This window comes from Pseudovibrio sp. Tun.PSC04-5.I4 (genome assembly GCF_900104145.1).
Lineage (GTDB): Bacteria > Pseudomonadota > Alphaproteobacteria > Rhizobiales > Stappiaceae > Pseudovibrio.
The window spans coordinates 128,883-150,805 of sequence record NZ_FNLB01000001.1; the positions used below are offsets into that span (position 1 = coordinate 128,883).

The window sequence follows — 21,923 nt, forward strand, 5'->3', positions numbered from 1 at the left end:
GGCCAGTCACTTCTTCGCAGAAGCTCCTTGATGTAATCGTCTGCGTCCGATCGTTTTAGTTCTGACCTATCTACACGCTTCTTTCTTTTGCGTAAGCGAGGTAATTTATGCGCTTCCTGAACTCCTTTGGAAACAGCATCCCTTGCGTCCTTCACGCTTGGATACCCCCTCTAGAACACAAGTGGCAGCGCGCACTATAATCTTGAGGTCGATATTCATCGGATAGGCCAACAGCAACCGTTGCATAGCCATGAATGGACATGAATGTTCCGCAATCGGCATCAGTTTAATCTGATGCCTTAGTTCAAACATAAAGAAGCTCGTCTTCTTGCCGAACAGGCGGAGTAGTCGGGCAAGAACCTTTTCCTTCACCTGACGTACACGTTCTCTTGTGACAGTGAAACGCTTACTAATTTGCTCAAGTGAGACAAATTTCGCCTTTCCCCTATTCAGCCCCATAATCCGCTTATCAGGAGAAAAGAGGTGCAAAATTGCATAGTGCTGCATTTCCGCTGAACGCTTATCCATTGTAACTTCAGTGATCTGCCAAAGGTCTGCAACAAACGCCTCCCACAACCTAATGAACCATTCTTCATGCCCTTCAGAAAGATGTTCTTTTGCCTGAGCAAGGGAGCATTGGTTTTGTTCGACCTTTTCAGGATTCAACTGCTCATCATTCGCCATGATGAAAGAAGAGGGAGCATTGAAAAATCTGGGCTCGTAGTCCTGAGCGTCTATGGCTGGCATTCTCACAAGACCCTTTGAAGCTGATTTTGCGCTTGCCACATCTACTTGCATAGCCGTTTCTATCTTCAATCGAAGACCAAGATGAACTTGCCTAAATGCAATACTCCTCACAGATCGGTCCAGAAGGACAGCGATCTGGGTCTCAGTTTTCCCCGCTGCTGTTGCTTCACTGACAACTTGATCCTGCCGTTCATCCCATTTGCTACCATGTCGAGAGGAAAAAATGAGGACTTCCGAGAAAATACACCTATGAGTTCATTAAAAGTATTTCACAACTTATATTATATATATGGAAAAAGGGAACAGAACTTGAAACCAACCCGATAGAGTTAACAATTTCCAAGCTTGCCAAACAACAGGTGGTTGACGATTGCGACAAATTACCCTGGCGGGAGTTCAATTAAAGAACGTTATTACTCTCCAGCGCCCGTACTTGCTGTGATCCTCCACGGATTAACAAGCATCACACCGGTTTGAGCAAAATCAAGGACATTGCGGGTCACAAGCTGCATTCCATGAACCAGAGCCGTTGCTGCAATCAAAGCATCACGCTCGCTTTTGGGATCAGGGACATGGAGCTGAGCACAGCACTGAGCAACCCGAACATCAATGGGCAGAACCCTGTCACAAAATTCCGGCAAAACCTTTTGGCCGAACCAGGAACGCAGGATCTCTCCTTGTACTGTGTCTTTGCGTTCCAGCCGCAAGATCCCCATTTCAAGCTCCATCACCGTGATGGCGGAAATATACAGATCATCTGCCGCGACGGTTTTACACCAAGCCACCAGATTTGCATCCGCTTTGCCAGCCTCAACCTTACGCAATTCACTGACAACATTGGTATCAAGCAACAACATCAAATCAGATCCACAGGCTTACTGGTGATTTCAGATTTTGGTAGATCTAGCTCAATATCAGCGGCTTTCGGCATCGCCAGTGCGGCCGCTATATTTCTGCGTTTATTGGTCAGGCGTTTGTAATCATCAAAAGACAAAAGCACCTGAGAAGGTTTGCCTCTGTCGGTGATTATGACAGGCCCTTTCTGGCTCGCTCTTTTGGCTTTGCTAATTTCTTGATTAAATTCCCGGCTGGATATGTTTGTAATCGGCATCAACTCCTCCATGGATTATGTAGCTACATTACTACATTTCTTCCAAAGGTACAAACGGCAAGCCACTTGATGGTTGCTGGCAAAGGTTTGCCTCTCATCTTTTTTGCTTCTCCTTTGCCGTTCAAATCTGCCTCCCCAAAGTCTGCGCATGAAATCATGAGGAGACACTAGCTCATAAAGAGCTGGCAGCAACTCGCCGGAGGCGAACCAATTTGTCGGAACGACAAACAGGATGAGCAAAGCGTTGAGCACCGCAGGTGCGAATAAGTCTGCTTGAAACGTGGTCTGGACCATTTTCACCATCCTGCCACTCTTCACATTCATGCCAACTCATGCCATCTCGTGCCAGAAAATCACAGTGGCTCGTGCCATCTCAAGCCAATTCACTTTGTGGCATGTGCCGAAATCCCATCATTTCATAGATATTTCCCTTAATTTCCACCCTCCGTTCGCACATAGACAATGCAAAAGACGGCAGAGAGGAGAAAAGTTCTGGAGGATAACTCAGGGCCAAAACAGCTGGGGTGATCCGCTGAACTGCTTTGCTCAAAGGAAATTTTGCTGCGAGAACAACGGTTGTGAGACGGTTAAGAGATGAGCCGTTTGCAACCGCTGACAAAGTATTTGCAGTTGCCGGCATGATGGCAAGAATATCGTGTTCCGCCGCAATCCGCCCGGGTTTATCGGTAGCCCAATCTTTGGGGTCATCGCCGCAAATCAACCGATCCACGAAAAGGGCGATGCTGTCCATATTCACAAACTTTGTCGCGTTTGGTGTGAACATAGCCGTCAGTGAGCAGTCAATGGAATTCTTGATTTCACGAAGATACGTAGGCAACAGTGTGGCATCCAACGAGCCCGTTGCTCCAACTAGAATTCGTGCCTTGACCGAAGGTGCATTGGTGATCATCAAAACCGTCCTTTCTATAACTTCTTTGGAAATTAATTTCGCTTGATGGAGGTACGGCTGTGACAGGAAAAGGCTGTGATTTCCATTGTGCTGCCACTTGGCCATGGCTCACCCCAGTTGCAGTCTGGAATTTTGTTCTAATGGCAAGATGACGCTGAATCGGGCAGGACGTTCCAATCGTTTCTTTGAAAGACCCTCCTCAGAATTACTGAGGTTTATGATCTCAGTAATTCCGAAGTCACTCTTCAGTATTTCCGATGTGTAATTCAGGTGTGCAGCTGGCATTGTCATAACAAAGAACATTGCAAACCTTTGGTTTGCACGAGGCAACCGGGGATGCTCATTGATTAATCCAGAACCCAAAACAATCTGCATTGCCGGTGCCAGTGGGCTGGCGGGCGCGTACATTGTGAAAGCAGCTCTCAATCGGGGTTTCAGAGTTCACGGCACTCTGCGTGATGCCAGTCACAATGAAAAAGCAGGCGTATTACGGAGCTTCGCAAGTGCGTCAGATCGGCTTCGTCTTTTTTCTGCAGATGCGGCTGACAGCGGGTCTTTTGATGAGCCACTTACTGGTGCTGATGCAGTGTTTATCACCTGTTTTCCAGCCGTAAATCACGGTATTGATGGTACTCCTGCAGCACAACTTGACCCTGATCGCGGTTGGAATGAAATCATTCACCCAGCTGAACAGGGCTGCTTAAACATCATGAAAGCTGCCCTCCGGCAGAACGTTAAGACTGTTCTTCTGTGCTCCAGTACAGCTTCAGCAGAACCGGCAGCTCCCTCTGCCATTAAGCACGAGCTAAGGGATATCTCCGTAGCTGAACAGCAAATTGGGCAGAAGAAATACTCCCAAGCCCAAAAAACGGTAATGGAAGCAGCAGCCGAAAAGTTTGCTTCCAAAAATGGGATAAGGCTTTGCACCCTATTGCCAAGTATGATGGTTGGCGAACCTCTGCTCCCCAGCCATTTGACAGGCCATGTCCTTGGTTTTTTGGCAAACCTGCATCAAGGAAAAACCGGGTGGCACAAAACAGTTCCCGCCGGCTCAATGTCTCTTACCTCTCCGGAGGATCTAGCCGCAATGTTTCTTGCCGCTTGGTCCAATCAAGAAGCCTCGGGACGTTACTTTGCTGTAAGTGGAAGCTGGAGCTGGCATGAAATCTATCAAGAGATTTCTGAGTATGTCCCCTTGGAGGCTCTACCAACACCATTAGGACGAGAGCCGGAATCACCCACGCAATTCGATTTTACGCGGCGCGATAGCCTTGGCACAACCTTCAAAGACATGCATGAGATGCTTGCCGCGTTTTACCATAAGTATGAGCAGGTTAGATTGTTGCCGCAACTCTAGTGCAAATCCTAAGACACAATTGTTTCGGATCATCCTTCAGTTGAGGTAAGTGAATTTTAAGGCATTGCCAAATTGCTTGAAGAACGTTTATCGCGAGGTCAAACGAAGAGACTGCACAGGCGGGAGAAGACAGCCACAAACCTTTGCAGCTGTCCCGATGATTTGAATCTCTGCATGGGGTGGGTTGATCCTAGCGTAAAGAGGCAGGCACTGATTAGGAGTGCTTTATAAGACCTAGGAATTTATCGCGCTAACGATCATCTTATGGAGGTTGCCAATGGTTCCACCGTTCTCACAATCCCTTATGAGAACGGCAAAGCTTCTCTGCAGGCAATCTATAAAAACTCAGGTATAGAATGCTATCTTAGGCGGGGAGAGCCGATTCAACACAGTAAATGCGTGGAGTTTACTGTGTTTAGCGATCTGCCATGATGGAAAAAATCGTGTCATCTATTGGGGCCATGCCTGTGGTGACAATGTTTCCCAAGTTACGTATTGTGGTTTCCACTTCATCTGCAACAACGCCCATGTTGATAGAGGTGTTGCTCTTCATTGCGATGTTTGCTGCCTTGTGGGCCGAGGTGGCCGCACTTGCCACCTTTAATGCACACGACGCTTTTGCTCCATCGCATAGCATACCGGAAAGGTCGGCGAGGACCAAATTGATTGCGTAACAAGACTGTTCGAAACTACCACCCATCAAGTACACTAGGGCACTGGCTCCCGCTGCACAGGTGGCCGAGTTTCCGCAGTATGCGGAAAGGAGTGGGTAATGGGATTTGATGTAACCAGCGCCGATGTGGCTTATGCAGAGTGCGCGCGCTAATTGCTCTTCAGTTGCTTGCAGATGTTCTGCCAAGGCAACAACCGGCATGGTGGCTGCAATGCCCTGATTTCCGCTGCCGTAATTGCTCATGGCTGGCAAGGAACTGCCGCCCATTCGAGCGTCAGAGGCAGCAGCGGAACGCATCGGGATTTTGGTGCATAAGGGAAGTGCAGTGATTTCTGAAACACTATGCTCCAGCATGGATTTACCAACTTGCAAGCCGTAATCTGTTCGCAGGCCTTCTTCTGAGAGAGCTTTGTTCAGGTCACGGGCTTCCAGAATGAAGCTCAGTTGGTCGAATTCGCAGGTGGTGCAAAACTCATAGATGCTGGCGATCGAAAATTCGCTTGGGTCAATTTTCTCGCCAGAGGTTGTAACGCTGTCGTCGCTAGGTTTCTCCCAAGTCTCGACGCCATCAAGCTTTTTAGAGGTGACTTGGGTGTACCCGCCTTCAAGCAGAACCTCTGCCACTTGTGTTTCACTGCGCAGTGTTGCGTGACAATAAATCGGCCCGCAGTCCTCTTTGGTTTTAATCGTCACGCGGCCCTGTTTGATGAAATCATGAGCGGCATCAACTTCGCCTTTTCGAATGCCTTGGAGGCATTGCAGTTTGAGCTTTTCCTTGCCGAAAAGCGCACCACAGGCTGCAGCAATGGGCATTCCAACAGCATTCGTGCCAGGGACGAAAACATCAAGTGCATTCTTGAAGAGGTTCTTGGAAGCAATAATCTCCACTTTGGTGGGTTTGTCGTTCAACATAGCCGCTGCTTCGGCAGCAGCATAGGCAGCGCAGATGGGGTCGGTGCAGCCAAGAGCTGGTTTGGCGATAGCCCTCAGGAACCGAAGGTATTTTGAGGTGTCTTGGGTCATCAATTTTGCCTCGGCCTATGCGGTGGTTTCTGGGTCAAGAGCGAATTGGCCGCTGGTAAACACAAGGTCTTTGAAGCTGACGGCCTGAGAATATGGGCCAATAGCTGCTGGCGCCTGATCAGTGTGTACGATAGTTTTCATAGTGTTCTCCACATTTCTTGTTTTTTGGCAAAGTTCGTCCACGCCGCCTATAGTGCGGATAGGCGGTGTGGATTTTCAGGTGTTCCGATTTCTTCGCTGCAGCGTTCTAGAAGTTCCATGACCAGACCCGCCTGCTCATCGCCATCGCGGGAGACGCAATAGCCGTAGACCGGAGTATTAACGCCTGCAATTTCAAGACCGGCAACCAGACCGGCCTGAGTGCCGCAACTGCCCGTGGCGATCACAATTGCGTCAAATGAAATGCCAGCCTGTTGGCTTTGCTCCAGAATTTCCTGGGCGCACCGGATGTAACCCAGTGAGCCGATCGGGTTGGAGCCGCCTATGGGCACTATGTAAACGTTGTCTGCGCCGAGCTCCTGAGCGCGTTCTTCCATGCGCACGTCTACCTGCTTTTCGTCTTCGCAGATCCTGATTTTCGCACCGAAGAGCTCATCCAGCAGCACATTACCGTTGTCCTTGTAATTGCGCTCCGGGGTGCCTGCTACAGGGGTCAGAAACAGTTCGCAGTCCAGATTGCATTTTGCCGCCATCGCTGCGGTTTGACGCGCATGATTGGACTGAATACCGCCGGTGGTGAAAATCGTTGTGTAGCCGCGTTTCATTGCATCAGCAATCAGGTATTCCAGCTTGCGGGTTTTGTTGCCGCCTAGCCCCAGACCGGTGCAATCATCGCGCTTGATGTAAACGTTAGGGCCGCTGGATGCCGGAAATGTTCCGCTCAGCTTCTCGATAGGTGTTGGAAAGTGACCCACCGTAGCGCGCTCGAACTTTTGAAGAAATGCTTCGATCTTTTCCGGGAACATGGTCATTTCCTTGTATCAATTTGTTCAAAATCAGAATGGAAAGGGAGGAGAGGTCTCCTCCCTTTTGTGCGTTAACCGATGGACATGAAGCCCGCGATTGAGAACATAATTGTTACAATAATGCCTGTTGCAATCGCATATGGGAACTGGGTCCGAATATGATCGATGTGATCGTTCTTAGTCGCCATGGAAGCCACAATACCGGTGTCACTGATTGGTGAGGTCATGTCACCAAAGATCGCACCGGAAAGAGCAGCACCGATCATCAGTTGTGGGTCCATGCCAAGGGCAACACCAATTTGTACACCAATCGGGATCATGATTGCGAAGGTACCCCAGGAGGTGCCCGTTGCTAGTGACATGATGCAAGCAATGATGAAGACGAACGCTGCAGAGAACCCGGAAGGCAACGAACCTGCAATTGCATCAGAGATGTATGCGCCGGTGTTCAGGTCACCAGAGATGTTGCCCATCAGGAATGCAAGGGTCATGATCGCGCCAAGCGGGATCATGGTTGCATAGCCCGCAAAGAGTTCGTTGAAGAACTGCTGAACTGTCAGCAAACCGCGGCCAACGAACCAGACAAAGGCAACGGCAGTGCCGAGCATGACGCCCCAGAATACAGAGGTTGAACCAGACCCATTTGCGATATTGCCTTCGCCGGTGATGTAAAGACCAATCGGCACCATTAGGATTGTACAGGCAAGAGGCAGAACAAAGTTCCATACACTACCAGCTGATGGATGATCGATAACCTCTACTTCTTCTTCTGTTGCAATCGGGGATGCACCATCACGCAGTTCTATGCCAGCCTGCACCCGATCTTCTGCTTTCTTCATTGGACCCCAGTGACGGTCAAAGAGGACGGAGAGTAGAATAGCTGCAATGGTGACCCATGCCATGAAGTTGTAAACAATGGAGCCAGCCAGAATGGAGAACGGATCTCCGGTCAGGTAACCGAGGGTGATCTGGGTACCGATAACGCCCATAAGCGCCGCACCCCAACCATTGATCATGACGCTTGAGCAAACAGAAACGCATGTTCCCTGAATGACATAGGCCATCTGTTCACGAGACACTTTAAAGCGTTTCGCCAGTTCATTGGTTGCTGTTCCCGAGGACATCTCGGAGATGGAGGTTTCAATGAAGATGATTGCGGTGATGAACATGGCCAGCAGCTGAACTGCCTTACGGTTCCGGATTAAGTTTGCTTTAATGGTCAGCCAACGCACCAGCCCCTGTGTGCCACCTGTCACCTGAATGAGGCGCAGAATACCGCCAACCATGAAGCAGAACAGAATGGTTCTTGTGCTACCTGCAGATCCGAAAACCCCAATCACGCCGTCCAAAGTGCCCTTAATGCCCAGCAGCGGATTGAAGCCTGCAATAACGGTGGTTCCCACAACCGCACCAGCCAGCAGGGACAGGATCACCTGTCGTGTAAAAATCGCCAGACCAATAGTGACCAATGGTGTAATGACCGTCCAAATGCCATAGTCTTCCATTTTATTATTCCTTAATTCAGAGCATTTTTGAGATCTTCTATAAGATCTTCAACGGCTTCAATCCCAACAGACAGGCGCAAAGTGGTATCGTGGATACCGACGCTTTCCCGTTCTTCTTTCGGCATGGATGAGTGAGACATGGTAGCGGAGTGGTTCAACATACTTTCTACGCCGCCAAGCGACTCTGCGAGTACGAAATACTTGCACTTACTCACGAAAGCTTTCACGGTATCCAAATCACCCTTCAGGCGAAGCGAGACCACCGGCCCGCCACTGCGCATTTGCTTCTTGCACAGCTCGTGTTGCGGGTGGGACTTTAGGCCCGGATAGTAGACCTCAAGCACCTTGGGGTGGGTTTCCAAATATTCCGCAATAATCTGTGCATTTTCACAGTGTCTTTGCATTCGCACATCCAGTGTCTTCATGCCCCGCAGTGCCAGATACGCATCGAATGGAGATGCGATTGCCCCAACTGTGGTTTTGATGAAGTTGATGCACTTTGCCAACTCTGGATCACCGGTAATCAGCGCTCCGCCGATCACGTCGGAATGTCCACCGATATACTTGCTTGTGGAGAGCATGACCATGTCCGCTCCCAACTCAATTGGTCGCTGGTTCCATGCAGACGCAAAGGTGTTGTCCACGCATGTACGGATGCCATACTTTTTCGCTAGCTCACACACCGCTGCAATATCCACCAGCTCCAACAATGGGTTGGTTGGGGTTTCAATCCAGATCAGCGCTGTGTTTTCTTTAACCGCAGCCTCCACGGCCTCCAGTTTGTTGAGGTTCAGATACTCGACCTCGGTGCCAGATGTTCTTTTGCTCAATTGCTCGAACAGCCGGAAGGTTCCCCCATACGCGCCAGTCATAACGATGACGTGTGAATTCTGATCCAGCAGCTCCACTGCCAGTGAAGTCGCTGCCATGCCTGATGCAGTAGCCGTTGCGAAAACGCCCCCTTCCAGCTCCGCCAATGCCGTTTCATAGGCATATCGTGTCGGATTGCTTACTCGGGAATACCTGTGTTCGCCGTACTCTCCTATATTCTCCTGTATAAAAGAGCTTGCTGTCGTGATTGGCGGGATAATTGCTCTGTGTCCTTTATCCACTTGATCTCCGCCATGCACCGCAATCGTTGCAATGCGTTTCTCTCCCATGTTTTTATTCCTTAAACGCGGTTGGCTTTTTCTTCAGCCATAGAGTCGATATGAGATTCTCCCGAGAATTTCGCAATTTTTGCGTCGGGTTCTTGAAATACCTCAGGTGATATTGCATATTGGTATAGCAGCTACACCATATGAAAATTGATGCAAATCAAATAGGAGCTATACAATATGTGGATTTCGAAGAATCCTATATAACCTGTTGAAATATCAATGAATATATAGAATAAGTAACATTACTGACAGGTCGAATATGCGGAACAAAAACTTTATAGAGCTTATGGAAAACATCTACGCAGCGGGCGAAAAAATGAATTCTTATGGTTCAACGCCGCGCAGATATGGCACGGACGATTTGCTTTACATGACCGAAGTTCACCTGCTCGACCGGATTGGAAAAACGATCGGGTCAAGTGTCACGGAACTGGCTAACGCAACCGGAAAAACAAAAGGTGCAATTGCCCAGACAGTCGATAAACTGGTAGCAAAAGGTCTTCTGCGAAAAACGCCTGACCCAGCCGATGTGCGTCGAAAATTTTTGCTACTTACAGAGAGCGGCAAAATCGTCTTCGAAACACACCGCGAAAAAGACCACAAAGCTTTTGGTCGCTATAGAGAGCGCTTGCCGGAATACAGCGAGGACGACTTCGCAAAATGCGCAGATATCATTGGCAATATCTTCAAGCTTTAGTTAAGTGGACTTCAACCAACCGCATATCCTGCAGTTCATACTTTCAACGTTCAACAAAATGCTGGGCTTGGCTATCCAATTAAACATCCTTGAGAATATCCAGTTAGATTATTCATGCGGTAGAAAATGCGTTTTGCTCTCGATCCTGCTGGGGGATTGCCAAGGGTAAGAATGAGCTCAACAAACCTGCAGTGGGAACAGCTCACTAATGGCTTGAGCCTGAGAGGAGCAGTTAATAAAAACTATCGAAGCAAGATTTCCAGGTTATCGCCAGCCTTGCAGAATAGCTGTGTCCAGAGATAAGCCTGTCCTAGCCATCGGAAAGCTTTGCGACACAACCCGTTCGAAAGGAGTTTATGACGCATGAATATTCGGGTTTGGGCAAGTTGCAATCTAAATTCGAGTTATGCAACACGGCCCTATCTGAACAGCCGGGCCGACAAAAGGAAGTCGATTAAGCAGCGTGTCCTTTTGGGAACTTGCTTTTTGGATGGATACATCAAGGTGACGGACAGTTGTTCGCCCGACACCTCTGGCAGAATTGGAACAAGCAAACCGTTAGTGACTTCTTTACGGACCGAACTCCGGAGTAAGAGGCCTATTCCAAGACCATTCAGCAACATCCTATGAATTGTCATCGGAGAGTTGCAAGTATCATAGCTTTGCGGGACTAAGGTCGTTGCCTTTCCATCGAAGTATAGCTTTTGTGAACCATTTGGGCTTGCCTGATAAAGTGATACCCATCGATGCCGCTCTAGTTCTAAGATCGTGTTGGGTGTTCCAGTTCGATCTAGATATTGAGGGCTGGCAAATATTCCCAGGCTCTCCTCGTGTAAGAGCCTAGAGATCATAGAGCTATCTTTGGGAATGCCAGTACGAATAGCCAGATCGATTTCTTCTGAAATTAAATCCGAAGTTTGATCTGTGACTTTCATGTCCAAATAAACATTCGGATATGCTTCCTGAAAGCGATCCAAGATTGGCAAAATGTGTGAATGCGCGATGTTATGGGCTAAAGATAGACAGACCCTGCCCATAGGCTCGTCTTTTGAGATTAAGTCGTTCACACTCTCCAATACAGTTGGAAGTACCTTGACCTCTGCATAGATGCGCTTTCCTTCACCCGTAAGGGAAATTTGGCGGGTGGTTCTATGAAACAGGCTTACGCCGATCTCGGCTTCAAGCTGTGCCACCTGTTCGCTCACCCGGGAGCGGCTGGTATTCAGCTTCCTCGCTGCCGCTGCGAAGCTGCTGCACTCGACAACTTTGGCGAAAATTGCAAGATGCCGTAGTTTTGAAATATCAACTGTACTCAAATCCAGAACTCTTCATTCGAAAAATGACCTCTACAGACGAATAGCGCCTTGCACTAACTTCGACACTAACAGGACAAACCACTGTCTTCAATGATGTTGACCTACACAAAAGTCTGGAGAATTTAGATGAAAGCGGCGCGAATTTACAAGTACGGCAGCATGGAAGAGATTAGAATTGAAACCGTTGAAATGCCCCGGATAACGGCTGATGAGGTTTTGGTCAAAGTAGTAGCGACAGCAGTAAATCCGTTGGATTGGATTTTTCGGTCTGGGCGGTTGCAGTATATTATTCCGGCGAAGCTTCCAATAACCCTCGGCTGGGATTTCTCGGGGATTATTACTGAAGTTGGCGGTGAGATCTCTGATTTCGCTGTAGGCGACGCTGTTTGCTCCCGTCCAGAGGTCTTCAGAGATGGTTCTCATGCGGAATACATCGCTGTTCCTGCCAAGGATATCGCTCTCAAACCGAGAACCTTAACTTTCTCCATGGCGGCCTCCTTGCCTATTGCATCTATTACAGCTTGGCAATCCCTTCTCGACATCGGCGAGCTAAAGGAAGGACAAACAGTGCTCATTCATGGGGGAGCTGGAAGCCTCGGTTGTATCGCTGTGCAGATAGCCAAAAGCGTCGGTGCACGGGTAATTGTCACCGCGGCGGCCAGAGATCATGACTTTGTAAAATCATAGGGAGCTGATGAAATCATTGTCTTCCAAACTCAACACTTTCCCGAAGTTATAGAAGATGTCGACCTTGTCCTCGATACGGTCGGAGGCCAAGTACAACGAGATTCATACAGGGTTCTCAAACCAAACGGCATCTTGGTGACTGTAAACACTTATCCAGATCAGGAAGAAGCAGAACTATATGACGTCCGCGCACAATTCCTCTCCATTAGACCGAATGGACACCACTTGAGAAAGATTGCAGATCTCGTGGACACAGGCAAACTCCGCGCTATCGTTAGGCATGAATTCCCATTTTCCCAAATCAAAGACGCAATGGCACTAAGCGAATGCGGATGTGCACGAGGGAAAATAGTTCTCCAGGTCGGAACCCCGTAACGGACCGTGTTGCACAACTCGAATTTAGATTGCAACTTGTCAAACCCGTAAATTCAAGCGTGATCATGGCGTTGTTGCGGTGTTGTCACGTTAAGTTGGATTTGGTCGCAAAACCCAAACTGGGCACACTTCATGCGTCCATCATGGCAGCCATTTTCCATTGAGCAAATGCGTTCATGCGATGAAGGTGAGTATCGATTGAAGAACGTTGATCGCGAGGTTGATCGAAGAGATTGCGCAGCTTCTGTACAATTTCATCCAGAACATAACCGTCCTGATCAACAGCTCACCACAGATAATACCGCTGTCCTTGGATAGAAATCACCACTTCATCCAGATGCCAGATATCGTTTTTGCTGTGTGTTTTGCGGCGCAGTTTTCGTACATTAGTCGGGCTGAACTTGAGGCCCCATCGCCGGATAGTTTCATAGGAGCCTGTTAACCGAACGTTGCACCCCAGATATTTTCTTTGGTGATGATTTCAACTGGCAGTATGTCTGGCTGGATTGGTTTGTTGTTCAGTGAGGCGATTAATGCATCAACGGATTTTTGAGCAGCCCGGCTCATGTTTTGGTGAATGACAGCATCCATGGACCCATCAAGAAGGTAGCTTTGTGTCTTCGGGGTTAGATTATGTCCGATTAGCATGATGTCGCTTACATGGCCGCTTTCGTTGAGAGCTCGGACAACACCTTCGTTCCCTCCACCTACATTGTAAATGCCGACTATTTCGGGATGGCGTGACAACAGAGCAAGAGTTTCCTCGTAGTTACCGTCAATATCATCGTTGCCACTATAAGTCGCCAAAACATCATTGTGGGGGAACTCTCGCCGTAATATGGCACGGCACCCCATTTCGCGCTCTTCGTGGCTTCTATAGAGCTGCCCTCCCGAGAGGATAGCGATAGGACCAGGGCCACTTGCCATGCGGCCCATAAGGTAGCCTGCTGTTCTACCGGCAGCCCTGTTGTCTATACCGACATACCCAACGACTGATTTGCTCTCAATGCCAGATAAGAGTGCGAGCGTGTGAATCTGATAGTTTTCCAACTCCACAACCGCATCATGAACACGTGGATCATCCAAAGCCTGAAAAGCAACCGCTTCGATACCTTGCCCGATGCAATTGCGTAACTTGCGAGCCAAAACTGCAGGCTCCATCTTGCGGGTAAAGACGCATTCAATTGTTGCATTCCCCATTGCTCCAACTTCTTGAAAACACGAAGCTAGATAAGCTGTTGAAGGCCCTGCGTCCTCCGGCAGGAAAACTTTCATGCGCCAGGGTTTGGAACGAGGTACTGGCGTTTCTCCATTCTCAATAGCTGCTTTGGCTTGCAAAACGCGCTGCCGAGTTGATGCACTTACATTTTTTCTATCATTCAATACACGATCAACAGTTGCAGTGCTCACGCTTGCGAGCTCTGCAATCTCGGGAATTTTTGCAATACGTTTAATGGGTATGTTGAAATAATCTTGCATAATCACATCAAGTAGCATCAACGAGACGTCCTAACAACATCCCAAAGGCATCAAAAGGCATCAATTTGGTTTAGTTGAGGTGTTTGTATTCCCAACTGGTGAAAGGTTGGTTTATGAGAGTTTATACGGATGAGCGAGGGGGTTCATCCTGGGAGGAAACGATGTCACTTAAAAAAAATCTTTTAGCGGGCCTTGCCTGCATAATTGTATCTTCGACTGGCGCAAATGCTGCTGATTTTACTTTCAAATATGCCAATGACCAACCAGAAAGCGCTATTCGATCCAAGTCTATGACCTTCTTTAAAACGGAGTTGGAACAACGTACGAACGGGCGTATTGAAGTCCAAAACTACTTTTCGGGTATGCTAGGAACTGAACGTGAAATGATGGACCAGCTCACAACTGGTTTGCTGCAAGGTACACGTGGTGGAATGTTTGCTGAGGCAAGTGCACACTACAACATCTTCCTTTTGCCATTCCTCGTTGAAAACTGGGACCAGATGGAATGTTTGGTCCGGAGTGACTTCACCAAGAAGGTGCAGGGAGCTGCTGCCGCCAATGGCTACCACATTCCCGCAACCGGCATTTCTCAGGGGTTCCGTGCCCACACAAATAACGTGCGGGCACTTACAAAAGTTGACGACATCAAGGGTTTGAAGATGCGCGTCCCCCAGCAAGAAGTATATATCGAGACCGCAAAAGCTCTGGGTGCAAGCCCGCAGGCAATGCCTTTTTCTGAAGCTTATCAGGCGTTTAAAATGGGCGTAATTGACGGCCAAGATAATCCACCTGCAAACATTTGGGACTTTAAGGTCCAAGAAGTCCAGAAATTTATGTCCATCACCAATTACTCTACAGGCCCAGATCCGTTGATTGTAAACAAGGCTTGGTATGATGGACTGCCGGCAGATTTGCAAAAGACGTTTGATGAAGTTGCGACTGATGCACTCGCACTTTCTGACAAGATGTATCGTCAGTCAGAGGCAGAACTCATTGAGAAAATGACTGAATATCTGGAAGTGAACTACGTTGAAGGCGAAGCGTTGAAGGGGTTTCAGGACGCCGTCCAGCCAGTCTACGACATCTTCGTGGGTAAAGGTGCCTTCACAATAGATGATGTGAAGGCGGCAAAAGCAGCAGCTCGTTCCTGCTCATAATTTGGCAGATATGAACGGATGAATAGAGCGGATCGAACCGATGGTTTTCAGATTGGTTCGGTCCAGACTTCTGCTTCTGTGAGAAGTCTGCGCACTGCTCGTTCTATCTGTTTCCTGGGAGGGAAAATGGGCTTTTTAAAAAAAATAGATAATGGGTTGGCGACCATATTGGAATGGATTCTCGTCGGTTTGTTTATGGTGTTCTTTGCGCTCGTTTGTATTCTAGTTGTGCTCAGATATGGCTTTAACGATACGATTTATGGCGGCAACGAGTTCGTGACCATCGCCTTTTTGTTCACCTCGGCCTTAGGTGCTGCGGTGGGGGTGGCTCGGCGAGAACATATCGCGATTACTGTTTTTGCAGACATGTTGTCTGAGTGGCCAAAACGTCTTGCGTTCAGTTTGCAATTGGCTCTGGTCGCAATCATCAATGGCTACATGGTCTACTACTCATGGAACTGGATTAAGTTGACAGGACACACTCCTTGGCAACCGTTTGACTGGCCACAAGGCATTGTTCAGGCCGCTATTCCTGTTGGATGCGGGTTAGCTGTTTTATTCTGCGTCATCAAAATAATTCTCACTCTTTCCAGACGAGAAAGCGTGGATTTGCTTTGGGTTCCAGACGAATAAGAAACTCCCGGATTAAAGACCCAACCGGCGAAAAACATATTTGCCGAAATCAAAAAGAGCACTGGCGCCGCACCAATAACAGGTTGCTGGCAGCCTTACTGTCATGACGGAATAAAAGGGTTTCCTGATGCTTTTGCTTCTCATCAGCTTGTTTTTATTGCTGACCTTGGGTGTCCCTATTGCGTATGCGCTTGGGTTATCCGCTCTCAGTTACTTTCTTATTGAGCAACCTATGCTCATCGGCATTTTGCCACAGCGGCTCTTTGCTGGCGTCAACAACTATGCTCTGATCTCTTTGCCACTATTCATCCTTATGGGCTTTGTGATGAACACGGGTGGCATCACTGATCGTCTGCTCAACTTGTCCCTGTTCTTCGTAGGACGGTTTAAAGGCGGACTGGGGCTGGTGAACGTGGTTGCCTCAATGATCTTTGGCGGCATTTCCGGTTCATCGGCATCTGACACAGCCTCAATTGGCTCGGTTCTCATTCCGGAGATGAAAAAACGCGGCTACCCGGCAAGCTTTGCAGCTGGCATTACGGTTGCCTCCTCCACGATGGGCATGGTGATCCCTCCAAGTGTGCCGATGGTTATCTATGCCATTGTGGCGCAAGAATCCGTTGGTCAGTTATTCCTTGGCGGCTTGGTTCCCGGGTTATTGATCGGCGTGTTTCAGCTTGCCATTGTTTACGTCATCTCTAAGCGCAAAGATTACCCAACACAGCCGATTGCCTGGACGCTTGAAAATGCAGTAGCTCAAGTAAAAGGCGCAGGACTTGTTATCATCATGCCAATCTTAATCGTGGGATCTGTTGTGTTCGGTATTGCTACACCGACAGAATCTGCGGGTCTTGGTGTGCTTTATGGTCTGATCCTGGGTTTCTTTCTAACTGGTGTTGGTAGCTTGAAGCGGCTTCCTGCTTCCATGCGAGTTGCCATTATCACCTCCGCTAAGATTATGATGATCATTGCTTTTTCTCAGCTCTATATCTGGGTGCTGGCTTTGGAACGCGTGCCCGACATGCTGGCTGCTTATGTTGTGAGTATGGATTTAGGCCCAACAGCTCTCATGCTTGTTATTGCTCTGGTGATCCTGATTGCAGGCACCTTCATTGATGTTAGCCCGGCAATTTTGCTTCTCACTCCCGTTTTATTGCCAGCTGCAACTGCAACGGGCGTGTCAGGAGTTCAGTTTGGGGTGGTGCTGGTGTCTGGCCTTGCTGTTGGCGCTTGCACTCCGCCTGTCGGGAACTGTTTGAACGTGTGTGCGGCAATCGCACGTATGGGCATTGGTTCCATCTTTATGGGTGCAGCTCCTTTCCTGCTTGGAAACGTAGCTGTTCTCATCCTTATTTGTCTGTTCCCACAATTGGTGCTTTGGGTGCCAAGCCTCGCCTTCCCTTAAGGCGAAAAGAACAGAACAAAACAAGGGGCAGTGAGGTGTCTTCCGGACCCGCCCGGCACATAAGTGCTTGAAATCCTCACGCAATTGGCATGCTCTACCTCACTTGCGAATAGGGAGCATGCCTGAATACAACTAGCCGGTGTGGCCGGAAGATTTAGGAAAGTACCATGAAGCGTACAGGTGTTATCGGATTAGGGGACATGGGCAGCGGTCTTGCCAAGAACCTGATCAAAAACGGATTTGAGACAACAGGTCTGGATTTATCTGAAGCCCGTATGGCTGCCTTTGTTGAAATGGGCGGCAAACCAGTAGGCAGTCTGGCAGATGTGGCAAAAGCGGCAGATGCTGTCTATGTCATGGTGATGAACGGGGATCAGGCGAAAGCGGTGATCCTTGGTCCAAATGGCCTTGCTGAAAATATGGCTGAAGGTGGCGCTGTTATTCTCACCGCAACCATCAAGCCAAGCGAAGCACGCGAAATCGGCGAGGCGATGGCAGGCTGTGGTGTACACCTGATCGACAGCCCGGTTTCAGGCGGTTTTCCGGGGGCACAGGGCGGTGCCCTGACCATGATGGCAGCAAGTGCTGATGCTGTTCTGGATGAATATGCGCCGGTTATGGAAGCCGTTTCCAAGACCATTCATCGCGTAGGAACCAGCGCAGGTGAGGGGCAAACTGTAAAGTCCTGCCTGCAATCGCTTATTGGATCCATTTTCTCAGCCACATTCGAAGCCTCTGCTCTTGCTGCAAAAGCGGGTGTTTCCGGTGATGTGCTCTTTAAGGTGTTCTCCACGTCCGGTGCAGGGTGCGGTGTCTCCAACACAGCGCTTGAGAACATCATTGATCGCAAGTTTGAGGGGACTGGCTCCCACATTGCGACAATGCATAAGGACCTGACGATTTGTCTGGATATGGCGAAAGATCTCGGCGTGCCGATGCATACGGCCTCAACGGCCATGCAGATCTTCCATGCTGGCAAATCCAAATATCCTGATGGCGATAACTGGGTTTGTACCCGTGTCATCGAAGAAATCATCGGCGCCGAACTGCATCGCTAAGAACCCAGGAATAACGAAAATGAAATTAGGCGTAATTTGCGACGGCGTTAGCCGCAATCTAAGCCATACCGTAGACGTAATGGACGAGTTTGGCCTTGAATATGCAGAGCTGCAGTTTGTTGGTGACACCGAAGTGGGTGATCACACAGCAGAAGAAATTATTGCAATCGATACGTTGCTGCGTGACCGGGGCAAGCCTGTTTCCTGCCTGTCCCGGCACATTTTTGCGGGCATGACTGGAGCGAATAAACCGGGCGATGACCTGCACACAAAGCATATGGATGCATTGAAGCGCGTTATCGATATGGCGCATGTTGTTGGCAGCCCGCTGGTGCGTATCATGTCTCCCAAAAAAGAGCAAATTCTTTGGGGCCATAATGGCGCTGAGAGATGGAATGTTGCCAACGGGGCGTGGGACGCAATGTTGCCCCTGATCGCTCCTGCAATCGATGTTGCTAAGGATGCCGGTGTTAAACTGGTGGTTGAAACTGGTAACGGCACCATGATCAACTCCAATTACACCGGTCGTAAGCTCATCGACGACCTGGATGCGAAAGGTACACTGCAAATTCTCTGGGATCCGGCAAACAACTGCTGGTGCCATGAGCGCGCATTCCCGGAAGGATATGCTGAGGCAAAAGATGGGTATCTTGGCCATATCCATATCAAGGACGTCCTTGTCGATACTCCGCGTGCGACACTGACCGTGAAGAAAATGGGTGAGGGTCAGCTTGCAGACCAGTTCAAGCCAATGGCGGATGCTCTGCGCGCGGACAATTATGACGGTGTGATCTCCTTTGAGAGCGTTTACCACCCGGGCAATAACAATTTTGAAGATGGCTTCCGCCAGTGCATCGGGTTGTTTAAAGAACTGTTTGCCTAGAAGTTATTAAACTCACAGAAAACCAGAGTAGCCTTCTCTACATCAGAAGGGTTGAGCTAGGTACTTCCTTCGTCATTTAGGTAAATTACCTAACTTAACTCTCTCAATCTAAGTTCATTAAAAAGTGTTTGCCCTCAGCAAAGGTTGCACAGTCCCACATTATTGCAATTCTTTTTGAAGGCAACCACCTCCCAAGAGGCGTCTTAAAAGGATATTCTTTATCACCCGATGCCCTCGTCCGTTGCATCGGGTGATTTTGTTTTGGAACTCACAAACACCGCGAACAGCCAGCGCGTTGGAATGAATTTCTCGCCTTTCGGGCTAAGTGTGATTTCTGAAGAGGTTGTTCATCACGATTAGATGCTTGATGTTGGTTTCACCACAAATCCAATTCAAGGACCTGTGCAATGAACGGCCCTGTTGCAAATAATCTTCGCATGCCTGAATTTTGTGCAAAGCGAGAGGTATTCCAATGAGCGGTGACTTCAAATGGCGGCATTATCGTGGTGAAGTCATCCTGTGGGCTGTTCGGTGGTATTGTCGCTACGGGATTAGCTATCGTGATTTGGAAGCAATGCTTGAGGAGCGCGGTATGGATGTCGCCCACACCACGATCTACCGCTGGGTTCAGCACTATGCGCCCGAGATGGAAAAGCGGCTTCGTTGGCATTGGCGGCGGCCATCTTGGAACGACAGTTGGCAAGTTGATGAAACGTACATCAAGGTTAAGGCTGCTGGTATCAACTTCCTCCTTGATGGAATGCAGATGCAAGCCGCGTGTTTGAAGATCTTCCATCAATGAAATGAGGTCTTGCAAGGATCGTGAAAGACGATCCAAGCGCCAAACGACAATGGTATCTCCCTTTCTGGCTTTATCCAGAAGGCGAGCAAGTTGGGGCTTAACAACAGCATTGCCCCTCACCCCTTTGTCGGCTAGAATCTCTTCGCAGCCAGCATCGACCAAAGCTTGCTCTTAGAATCTGCTCTTCGGTAGAGACACGAACATAGCCAAAAATCATTTTTGCAGCCTGTTTGTCCAAAAACATTATAAACTATAAAATGCGACAATAGAAACTGAAAACTAACCCACTGTATTTGCTAAATATATTGTGGTTTCAGCATGTACAAAAATAGATGTACAAAAATAAAATAAATGAATTATTTTGTACATCCGGAAAAATAAAACCCAAAAACCCAATAGTTTCGAGATACCTTCGCCCGTTATGGACATGTACAAAAACGGTGGTTAATGTTCAGCATCTGCGGGATGCTCAATCCAGTCTTCACGACTATGACGCACTCGAATAATCAAAATACCTCGATCATCCTGAATACGATAGATAATGATATGAGCCTGGAAAGGATGCACTCTCACTGCAGGCACAATTTCAGCTCTCTCTTGAGCAAGCTCAGGATACTGAGAAAGTAGCTCGAAGGTCTGCTCAAGTTTGATGTGATATCGCTCTGCAGAGCTAACCGCAAAAGTTGGTGATGGGTTTCACGCGGCGTGATTTTGGTTTGCATCACTCTCGATGCCATTCGTGAAGATGACACCCTGTATTATCTTAGGCAATTGATTTTTGCCTCTCAATTTCTGCCAGCGCTTCTCCGCTGCCTTGATCAGCATGAAGACCATTGGCATTGCAGTATCCCGGGAGAGGCAATTCTTGGTTTGCCTTGTTCTATGGCGCACAGTTGCAAAGGTTGATTCAATTGGATTGGTGGTTCTGATATGCCCCCAATGCTCAGCAGGAAAGTCATAAAAAGCCAACAGTTCGATCCTATCCTTGGCAAGGCATTGCGTGGCTTTGGGGTATTTAACCTCAAATTTCTCTATGAAAAGATCAAAAGCCGTCTCTGCATCTGCACGATTTTCCGCCATCCAGATATCCTGTAGATCCTTTTTCGCTTTGGCCTGCAAGGATTTAGGCATTTTGCTTAGGACGTTCATTGTCTTGTGGACCCAGCAGCGTTGAGCTTTTGTTGTGCCAAAGACTTCCCGCAATGCCGCCCAGAAACCCAGAGCACCATCTCCCACTGCTAATTTCGGTTCGATCTGCAGGCCACGAGCTTTGAGAGCAAGCAATAGTTCCCGCCAGCTCTGAGTATCTTCCCGGTAGCCATCATCAAAGCCAATCAGCTCTTTCTTGCCTTCCGGTGTTGCCCCGATCAACACCAGAATACAGCGACTTTCCCGTTCTCCCCGGGCTTTCAGATAGATGCCATCTGCCCACATATAAACGTAGTTGCGCGCTGACAGGTCTCGAGTTTTCCACTCTTCCCATAAAGATCGCCAGCTTTTGACAAGGCCGCGGATGACATCCGGCGAAAGGTTGGGAGCATCAACACCCAACAAAGCACTTAAAGCTTGCTGAACATCATTGGTGGAAACCCCACGCAAATAGAGCGCTGGGATCAATTCATCAAGACTGGTTGAACGGCGCAGATAATTAGGTAACAGATTGGAATGGTAATGAATTTTCTCTTCTGCATTCTCATCTCGATCCCGGATCCGAGGTTTGCTGACCGTGACAGGCCCAACCCCAGTTTGGACCTGGCGCTCTGGCAAATGCCCATGCCGGACCACCCGCTGACGGCCATCTGGTAATTTTAAGTCCGAGTAAAGCGAAAGCACGCTCATGACTTCACTCTCAATGGCCGCTCGCAAAAGTTGCTGTGCACCCGAACGCAAAACTTCCGTGAGCGCATCTTGAAATTCCCCTGGCTGCACAAGCGGGATAACACTATCATCTGTCATAGGCGTATCAGCTCCTCTGGAGTC

20 protein-coding genes and 3 pseudogenes are annotated in these 21,923 nt (G+C 48.7%); 9 read left to right on the forward strand and 14 right to left on the reverse strand.

What is annotated here, in order from left to right; all coding sequences use genetic code 11:
• Positions 1-105 precede the first annotated feature (105 nt).
• The 4 genes from BLS62_RS00625 to BLS62_RS00645 all read right to left on the reverse strand — a co-directional run bounded on the left by BLS62_RS00625 (position 106) and on the right by BLS62_RS00645 (position 2,873).
• On the reverse strand, positions 106-798 hold the full coding sequence (locus tag BLS62_RS00625) for a hypothetical protein (protein WP_093175182.1): 693 nt from the start codon (positions 796-798) through the stop codon (positions 106-108).
• Between the two features lie 362 nt (positions 799-1,160).
• Positions 1,161-1,607, reverse strand: coding sequence for a type II toxin-antitoxin system VapC family toxin (locus BLS62_RS00630; protein ID WP_208990624.1), 447 nt, complete (start codon positions 1,605-1,607; stop codon positions 1,161-1,163).
• Positions 1,604-1,858, reverse strand: a complete 255-nt coding sequence (locus BLS62_RS00635; RefSeq protein ID WP_093176866.1) for a type II toxin-antitoxin system prevent-host-death family antitoxin — start codon at positions 1,856-1,858, stop codon at positions 1,604-1,606. Before BLS62_RS00635 ends, BLS62_RS00630 begins: the two co-directional genes overlap by 4 nt.
• 373 nt (positions 1,859-2,231) lie before the next feature.
• Positions 2,232-2,873 (reverse strand): flavoprotein, encoded by a 642-nt coding sequence (locus BLS62_RS00645; RefSeq protein WP_208990625.1) that lies wholly within the window; start codon positions 2,871-2,873, stop codon positions 2,232-2,234.
• A gap of 238 nt (positions 2,874-3,111) precedes the next feature.
• Between BLS62_RS00645 and BLS62_RS00650 the strand changes: the two genes are divergently transcribed.
• A complete protein-coding gene (locus tag BLS62_RS00650) occupies positions 3,112-4,125 on the forward strand; it encodes an NAD-dependent epimerase/dehydratase family protein (protein WP_208990626.1) in 1,014 nt (337 codons plus the stop codon).
• Between the two features lie 415 nt (positions 4,126-4,540).
• On the opposite strand, the gene BLS62_RS00655 is transcribed toward BLS62_RS00650, so the two are convergent.
• The 5 genes from BLS62_RS00655 to BLS62_RS00675 all read right to left on the reverse strand — a co-directional run bounded on the left by BLS62_RS00655 (position 4,541) and on the right by BLS62_RS00675 (position 9,451).
• On the reverse strand, positions 4,541-5,821 hold the full coding sequence (locus tag BLS62_RS00655; RefSeq protein ID WP_093175200.1) for an L-cysteine desulfidase family protein: 1,281 nt from the start codon (positions 5,819-5,821) through the stop codon (positions 4,541-4,543).
• Between the two features lie 15 nt (positions 5,822-5,836).
• Positions 5,837-5,962 carry a Rid family hydrolase gene (locus BLS62_RS00660; protein ID WP_093175204.1) on the reverse strand — a complete coding sequence of 42 codons (126 nt, stop codon included), beginning with the start codon at positions 5,960-5,962 and terminating at the stop codon, positions 5,837-5,839.
• Positions 5,963-6,009: 47 nt separating this feature from the next.
• Positions 6,010-6,786 (reverse strand): D-cysteine desulfhydrase family protein, encoded by a 777-nt coding sequence (locus BLS62_RS00665; protein WP_159436443.1) that lies wholly within the window; start codon positions 6,784-6,786, stop codon positions 6,010-6,012.
• A gap of 71 nt (positions 6,787-6,857) precedes the next feature.
• Positions 6,858-8,291: a Na+/H+ antiporter NhaC family protein gene (locus tag BLS62_RS00670; protein ID WP_093175215.1), complete on the reverse strand. Its 1,434-nt coding sequence runs from the start codon at positions 8,289-8,291 to the stop codon at positions 6,858-6,860.
• 11 nt (positions 8,292-8,302) lie between these two features.
• Positions 8,303-9,451 carry a trans-sulfuration enzyme family protein gene (locus tag BLS62_RS00675; protein WP_093175219.1) on the reverse strand — a complete coding sequence of 383 codons (1,149 nt, stop codon included), beginning with the start codon at positions 9,449-9,451 and terminating at the stop codon, positions 8,303-8,305.
• Between the two features lie 316 nt (positions 9,452-9,767).
• On the opposite strand from BLS62_RS00675, the gene BLS62_RS00680 reads away from it, so the two are divergent.
• A complete protein-coding gene (locus BLS62_RS00680) occupies positions 9,768-10,148 on the forward strand; it encodes a MarR family transcriptional regulator (protein ID WP_159436444.1) in 381 nt (126 codons plus the stop codon).
• A 419-nt stretch (positions 10,149-10,567) separates the two neighbouring features.
• Here BLS62_RS00680 and BLS62_RS00685 read toward each other — a convergent pair whose 3' ends face one another.
• A complete protein-coding gene (locus BLS62_RS00685) occupies positions 10,568-11,464 on the reverse strand; it encodes a LysR family transcriptional regulator (protein ID WP_200798423.1) in 897 nt (298 codons plus the stop codon).
• 126 nt (positions 11,465-11,590) lie between these two features.
• On the opposite strand from BLS62_RS00685, the gene BLS62_RS00690 reads away from it, so the two are divergent.
• Positions 11,591-12,151 carry an NADP-dependent oxidoreductase gene (locus BLS62_RS00690; RefSeq protein ID WP_093175228.1) on the forward strand — a complete coding sequence of 187 codons (561 nt, stop codon included), beginning with the start codon at positions 11,591-11,593 and terminating at the stop codon, positions 12,149-12,151.
• Between the two features lie 664 nt (positions 12,152-12,815).
• On the opposite strand, the pseudogene BLS62_RS31940 reads toward BLS62_RS00690, so the two are convergent.
• Positions 12,816-12,959: pseudogene (locus tag BLS62_RS31940) on the reverse strand (IS6 family transposase); the annotation flags it as partial.
• Positions 12,960-12,964: 5 nt separating this feature from the next.
• A complete protein-coding gene (locus BLS62_RS00705) occupies positions 12,965-14,005 on the reverse strand; it encodes a LacI family DNA-binding transcriptional regulator (RefSeq protein ID WP_159436445.1) in 1,041 nt (346 codons plus the stop codon).
• Positions 14,006-14,166: 161 nt separating this feature from the next.
• Between BLS62_RS00705 and BLS62_RS00710 the strand changes: the two genes are divergently transcribed.
• The 6 genes and pseudogenes from BLS62_RS00710 to BLS62_RS31185 all read left to right on the forward strand — a co-directional run.
• A complete protein-coding gene (locus tag BLS62_RS00710; protein WP_159436446.1) occupies positions 14,167-15,162 on the forward strand; it encodes a TRAP transporter substrate-binding protein in 996 nt (331 codons plus the stop codon).
• A gap of 126 nt (positions 15,163-15,288) precedes the next feature.
• Positions 15,289-15,795, forward strand: coding sequence for a TRAP transporter small permease (locus tag BLS62_RS00715; protein ID WP_159436447.1), 507 nt, complete (start codon positions 15,289-15,291; stop codon positions 15,793-15,795).
• Between the two features lie 127 nt (positions 15,796-15,922).
• Complete coding sequence (locus BLS62_RS00720) at positions 15,923-17,200, forward strand: TRAP transporter large permease (protein ID WP_093175255.1); 1,278 nt, start codon at positions 15,923-15,925, stop codon at positions 17,198-17,200.
• A gap of 167 nt (positions 17,201-17,367) precedes the next feature.
• Positions 17,368-18,258 (forward strand): NAD(P)-dependent oxidoreductase, encoded by an 891-nt coding sequence (locus BLS62_RS00725; RefSeq protein ID WP_093175260.1) that lies wholly within the window; start codon positions 17,368-17,370, stop codon positions 18,256-18,258.
• Between the two features lie 19 nt (positions 18,259-18,277).
• A complete protein-coding gene (locus tag BLS62_RS00730) occupies positions 18,278-19,141 on the forward strand; it encodes a sugar phosphate isomerase/epimerase family protein (RefSeq protein ID WP_093175264.1) in 864 nt (287 codons plus the stop codon).
• 472 nt (positions 19,142-19,613) lie between these two features.
• A pseudogene (locus tag BLS62_RS31185) lies at positions 19,614-19,871 on the forward strand (IS6 family transposase); the annotation flags it as partial.
• A gap of 516 nt (positions 19,872-20,387) precedes the next feature.
• Here the strand turns inward: BLS62_RS31185 and BLS62_RS00740 are convergent.
• Positions 20,388-20,600: pseudogene (locus tag BLS62_RS00740) on the reverse strand (type II toxin-antitoxin system RelE/ParE family toxin); the annotation flags it as partial.
• 39 nt (positions 20,601-20,639) lie between these two features.
• Complete coding sequence (locus BLS62_RS00745) at positions 20,640-21,899, reverse strand: IS256 family transposase (protein ID WP_093175281.1); 1,260 nt, start codon at positions 21,897-21,899, stop codon at positions 20,640-20,642.
• Between the last annotated feature and the right edge of the window lie 24 nt (positions 21,900-21,923).

Coding starts and splice junctions, on each gene's coding strand:
- BLS62_RS00655 (WP_093175200.1), bottom strand. CDS start 5,821: ATGACCCAAGACACCTCAAAATACCTTCGGTTCCTGAGGGCTATCGCC.
- BLS62_RS00660 (WP_093175204.1), bottom strand. CDS start 5,962: ATGAAAACTATCGTACACACTGATCAGGCGCCAGCAGCTATTGGCCCA.
- BLS62_RS00670 (WP_093175215.1), bottom strand. CDS start 8,291: ATGGAAGACTATGGCATTTGGACGGTCATTACACCATTGGTCACTATT.
- BLS62_RS00725 (WP_093175260.1), top strand. CDS start 17,368: ATGAAGCGTACAGGTGTTATCGGATTAGGGGACATGGGCAGCGGTCTT.
- BLS62_RS00715 (WP_159436447.1), top strand. CDS start 15,289: ATGGGCTTTTTAAAAAAAATAGATAATGGGTTGGCGACCATATTGGAA.
- BLS62_RS00690 (WP_093175228.1), top strand. CDS start 11,591: ATGAAAGCGGCGCGAATTTACAAGTACGGCAGCATGGAAGAGATTAGA.
- BLS62_RS00720 (WP_093175255.1), top strand. CDS start 15,923: ATGCTTTTGCTTCTCATCAGCTTGTTTTTATTGCTGACCTTGGGTGTC.
- BLS62_RS00745 (WP_093175281.1), bottom strand. CDS start 21,899: ATGACAGATGATAGTGTTATCCCGCTTGTGCAGCCAGGGGAATTTCAA.
- BLS62_RS00635 (WP_093176866.1), bottom strand. CDS start 1,858: ATGCCGATTACAAACATATCCAGCCGGGAATTTAATCAAGAAATTAGC.
- BLS62_RS00665 (WP_159436443.1), bottom strand. CDS start 6,786: ATGTTCCCGGAAAAGATCGAAGCATTTCTTCAAAAGTTCGAGCGCGCT.
- BLS62_RS00680 (WP_159436444.1), top strand. CDS start 9,768: ATGAATTCTTATGGTTCAACGCCGCGCAGATATGGCACGGACGATTTG.
- BLS62_RS00705 (WP_159436445.1), bottom strand. CDS start 14,005: ATGCAAGATTATTTCAACATACCCATTAAACGTATTGCAAAAATTCCC.
- BLS62_RS00730 (WP_093175264.1), top strand. CDS start 18,278: ATGAAATTAGGCGTAATTTGCGACGGCGTTAGCCGCAATCTAAGCCAT.
- BLS62_RS00645 (WP_208990625.1), bottom strand. CDS start 2,873: ATGGCCAAGTGGCAGCACAATGGAAATCACAGCCTTTTCCTGTCACAG.
- BLS62_RS00710 (WP_159436446.1), top strand. CDS start 14,167: ATGTCACTTAAAAAAAATCTTTTAGCGGGCCTTGCCTGCATAATTGTA.
- BLS62_RS00625 (WP_093175182.1), bottom strand. CDS start 798: ATGCAAGTAGATGTGGCAAGCGCAAAATCAGCTTCAAAGGGTCTTGTG.
- BLS62_RS00675 (WP_093175219.1), bottom strand. CDS start 9,451: ATGGGAGAGAAACGCATTGCAACGATTGCGGTGCATGGCGGAGATCAA.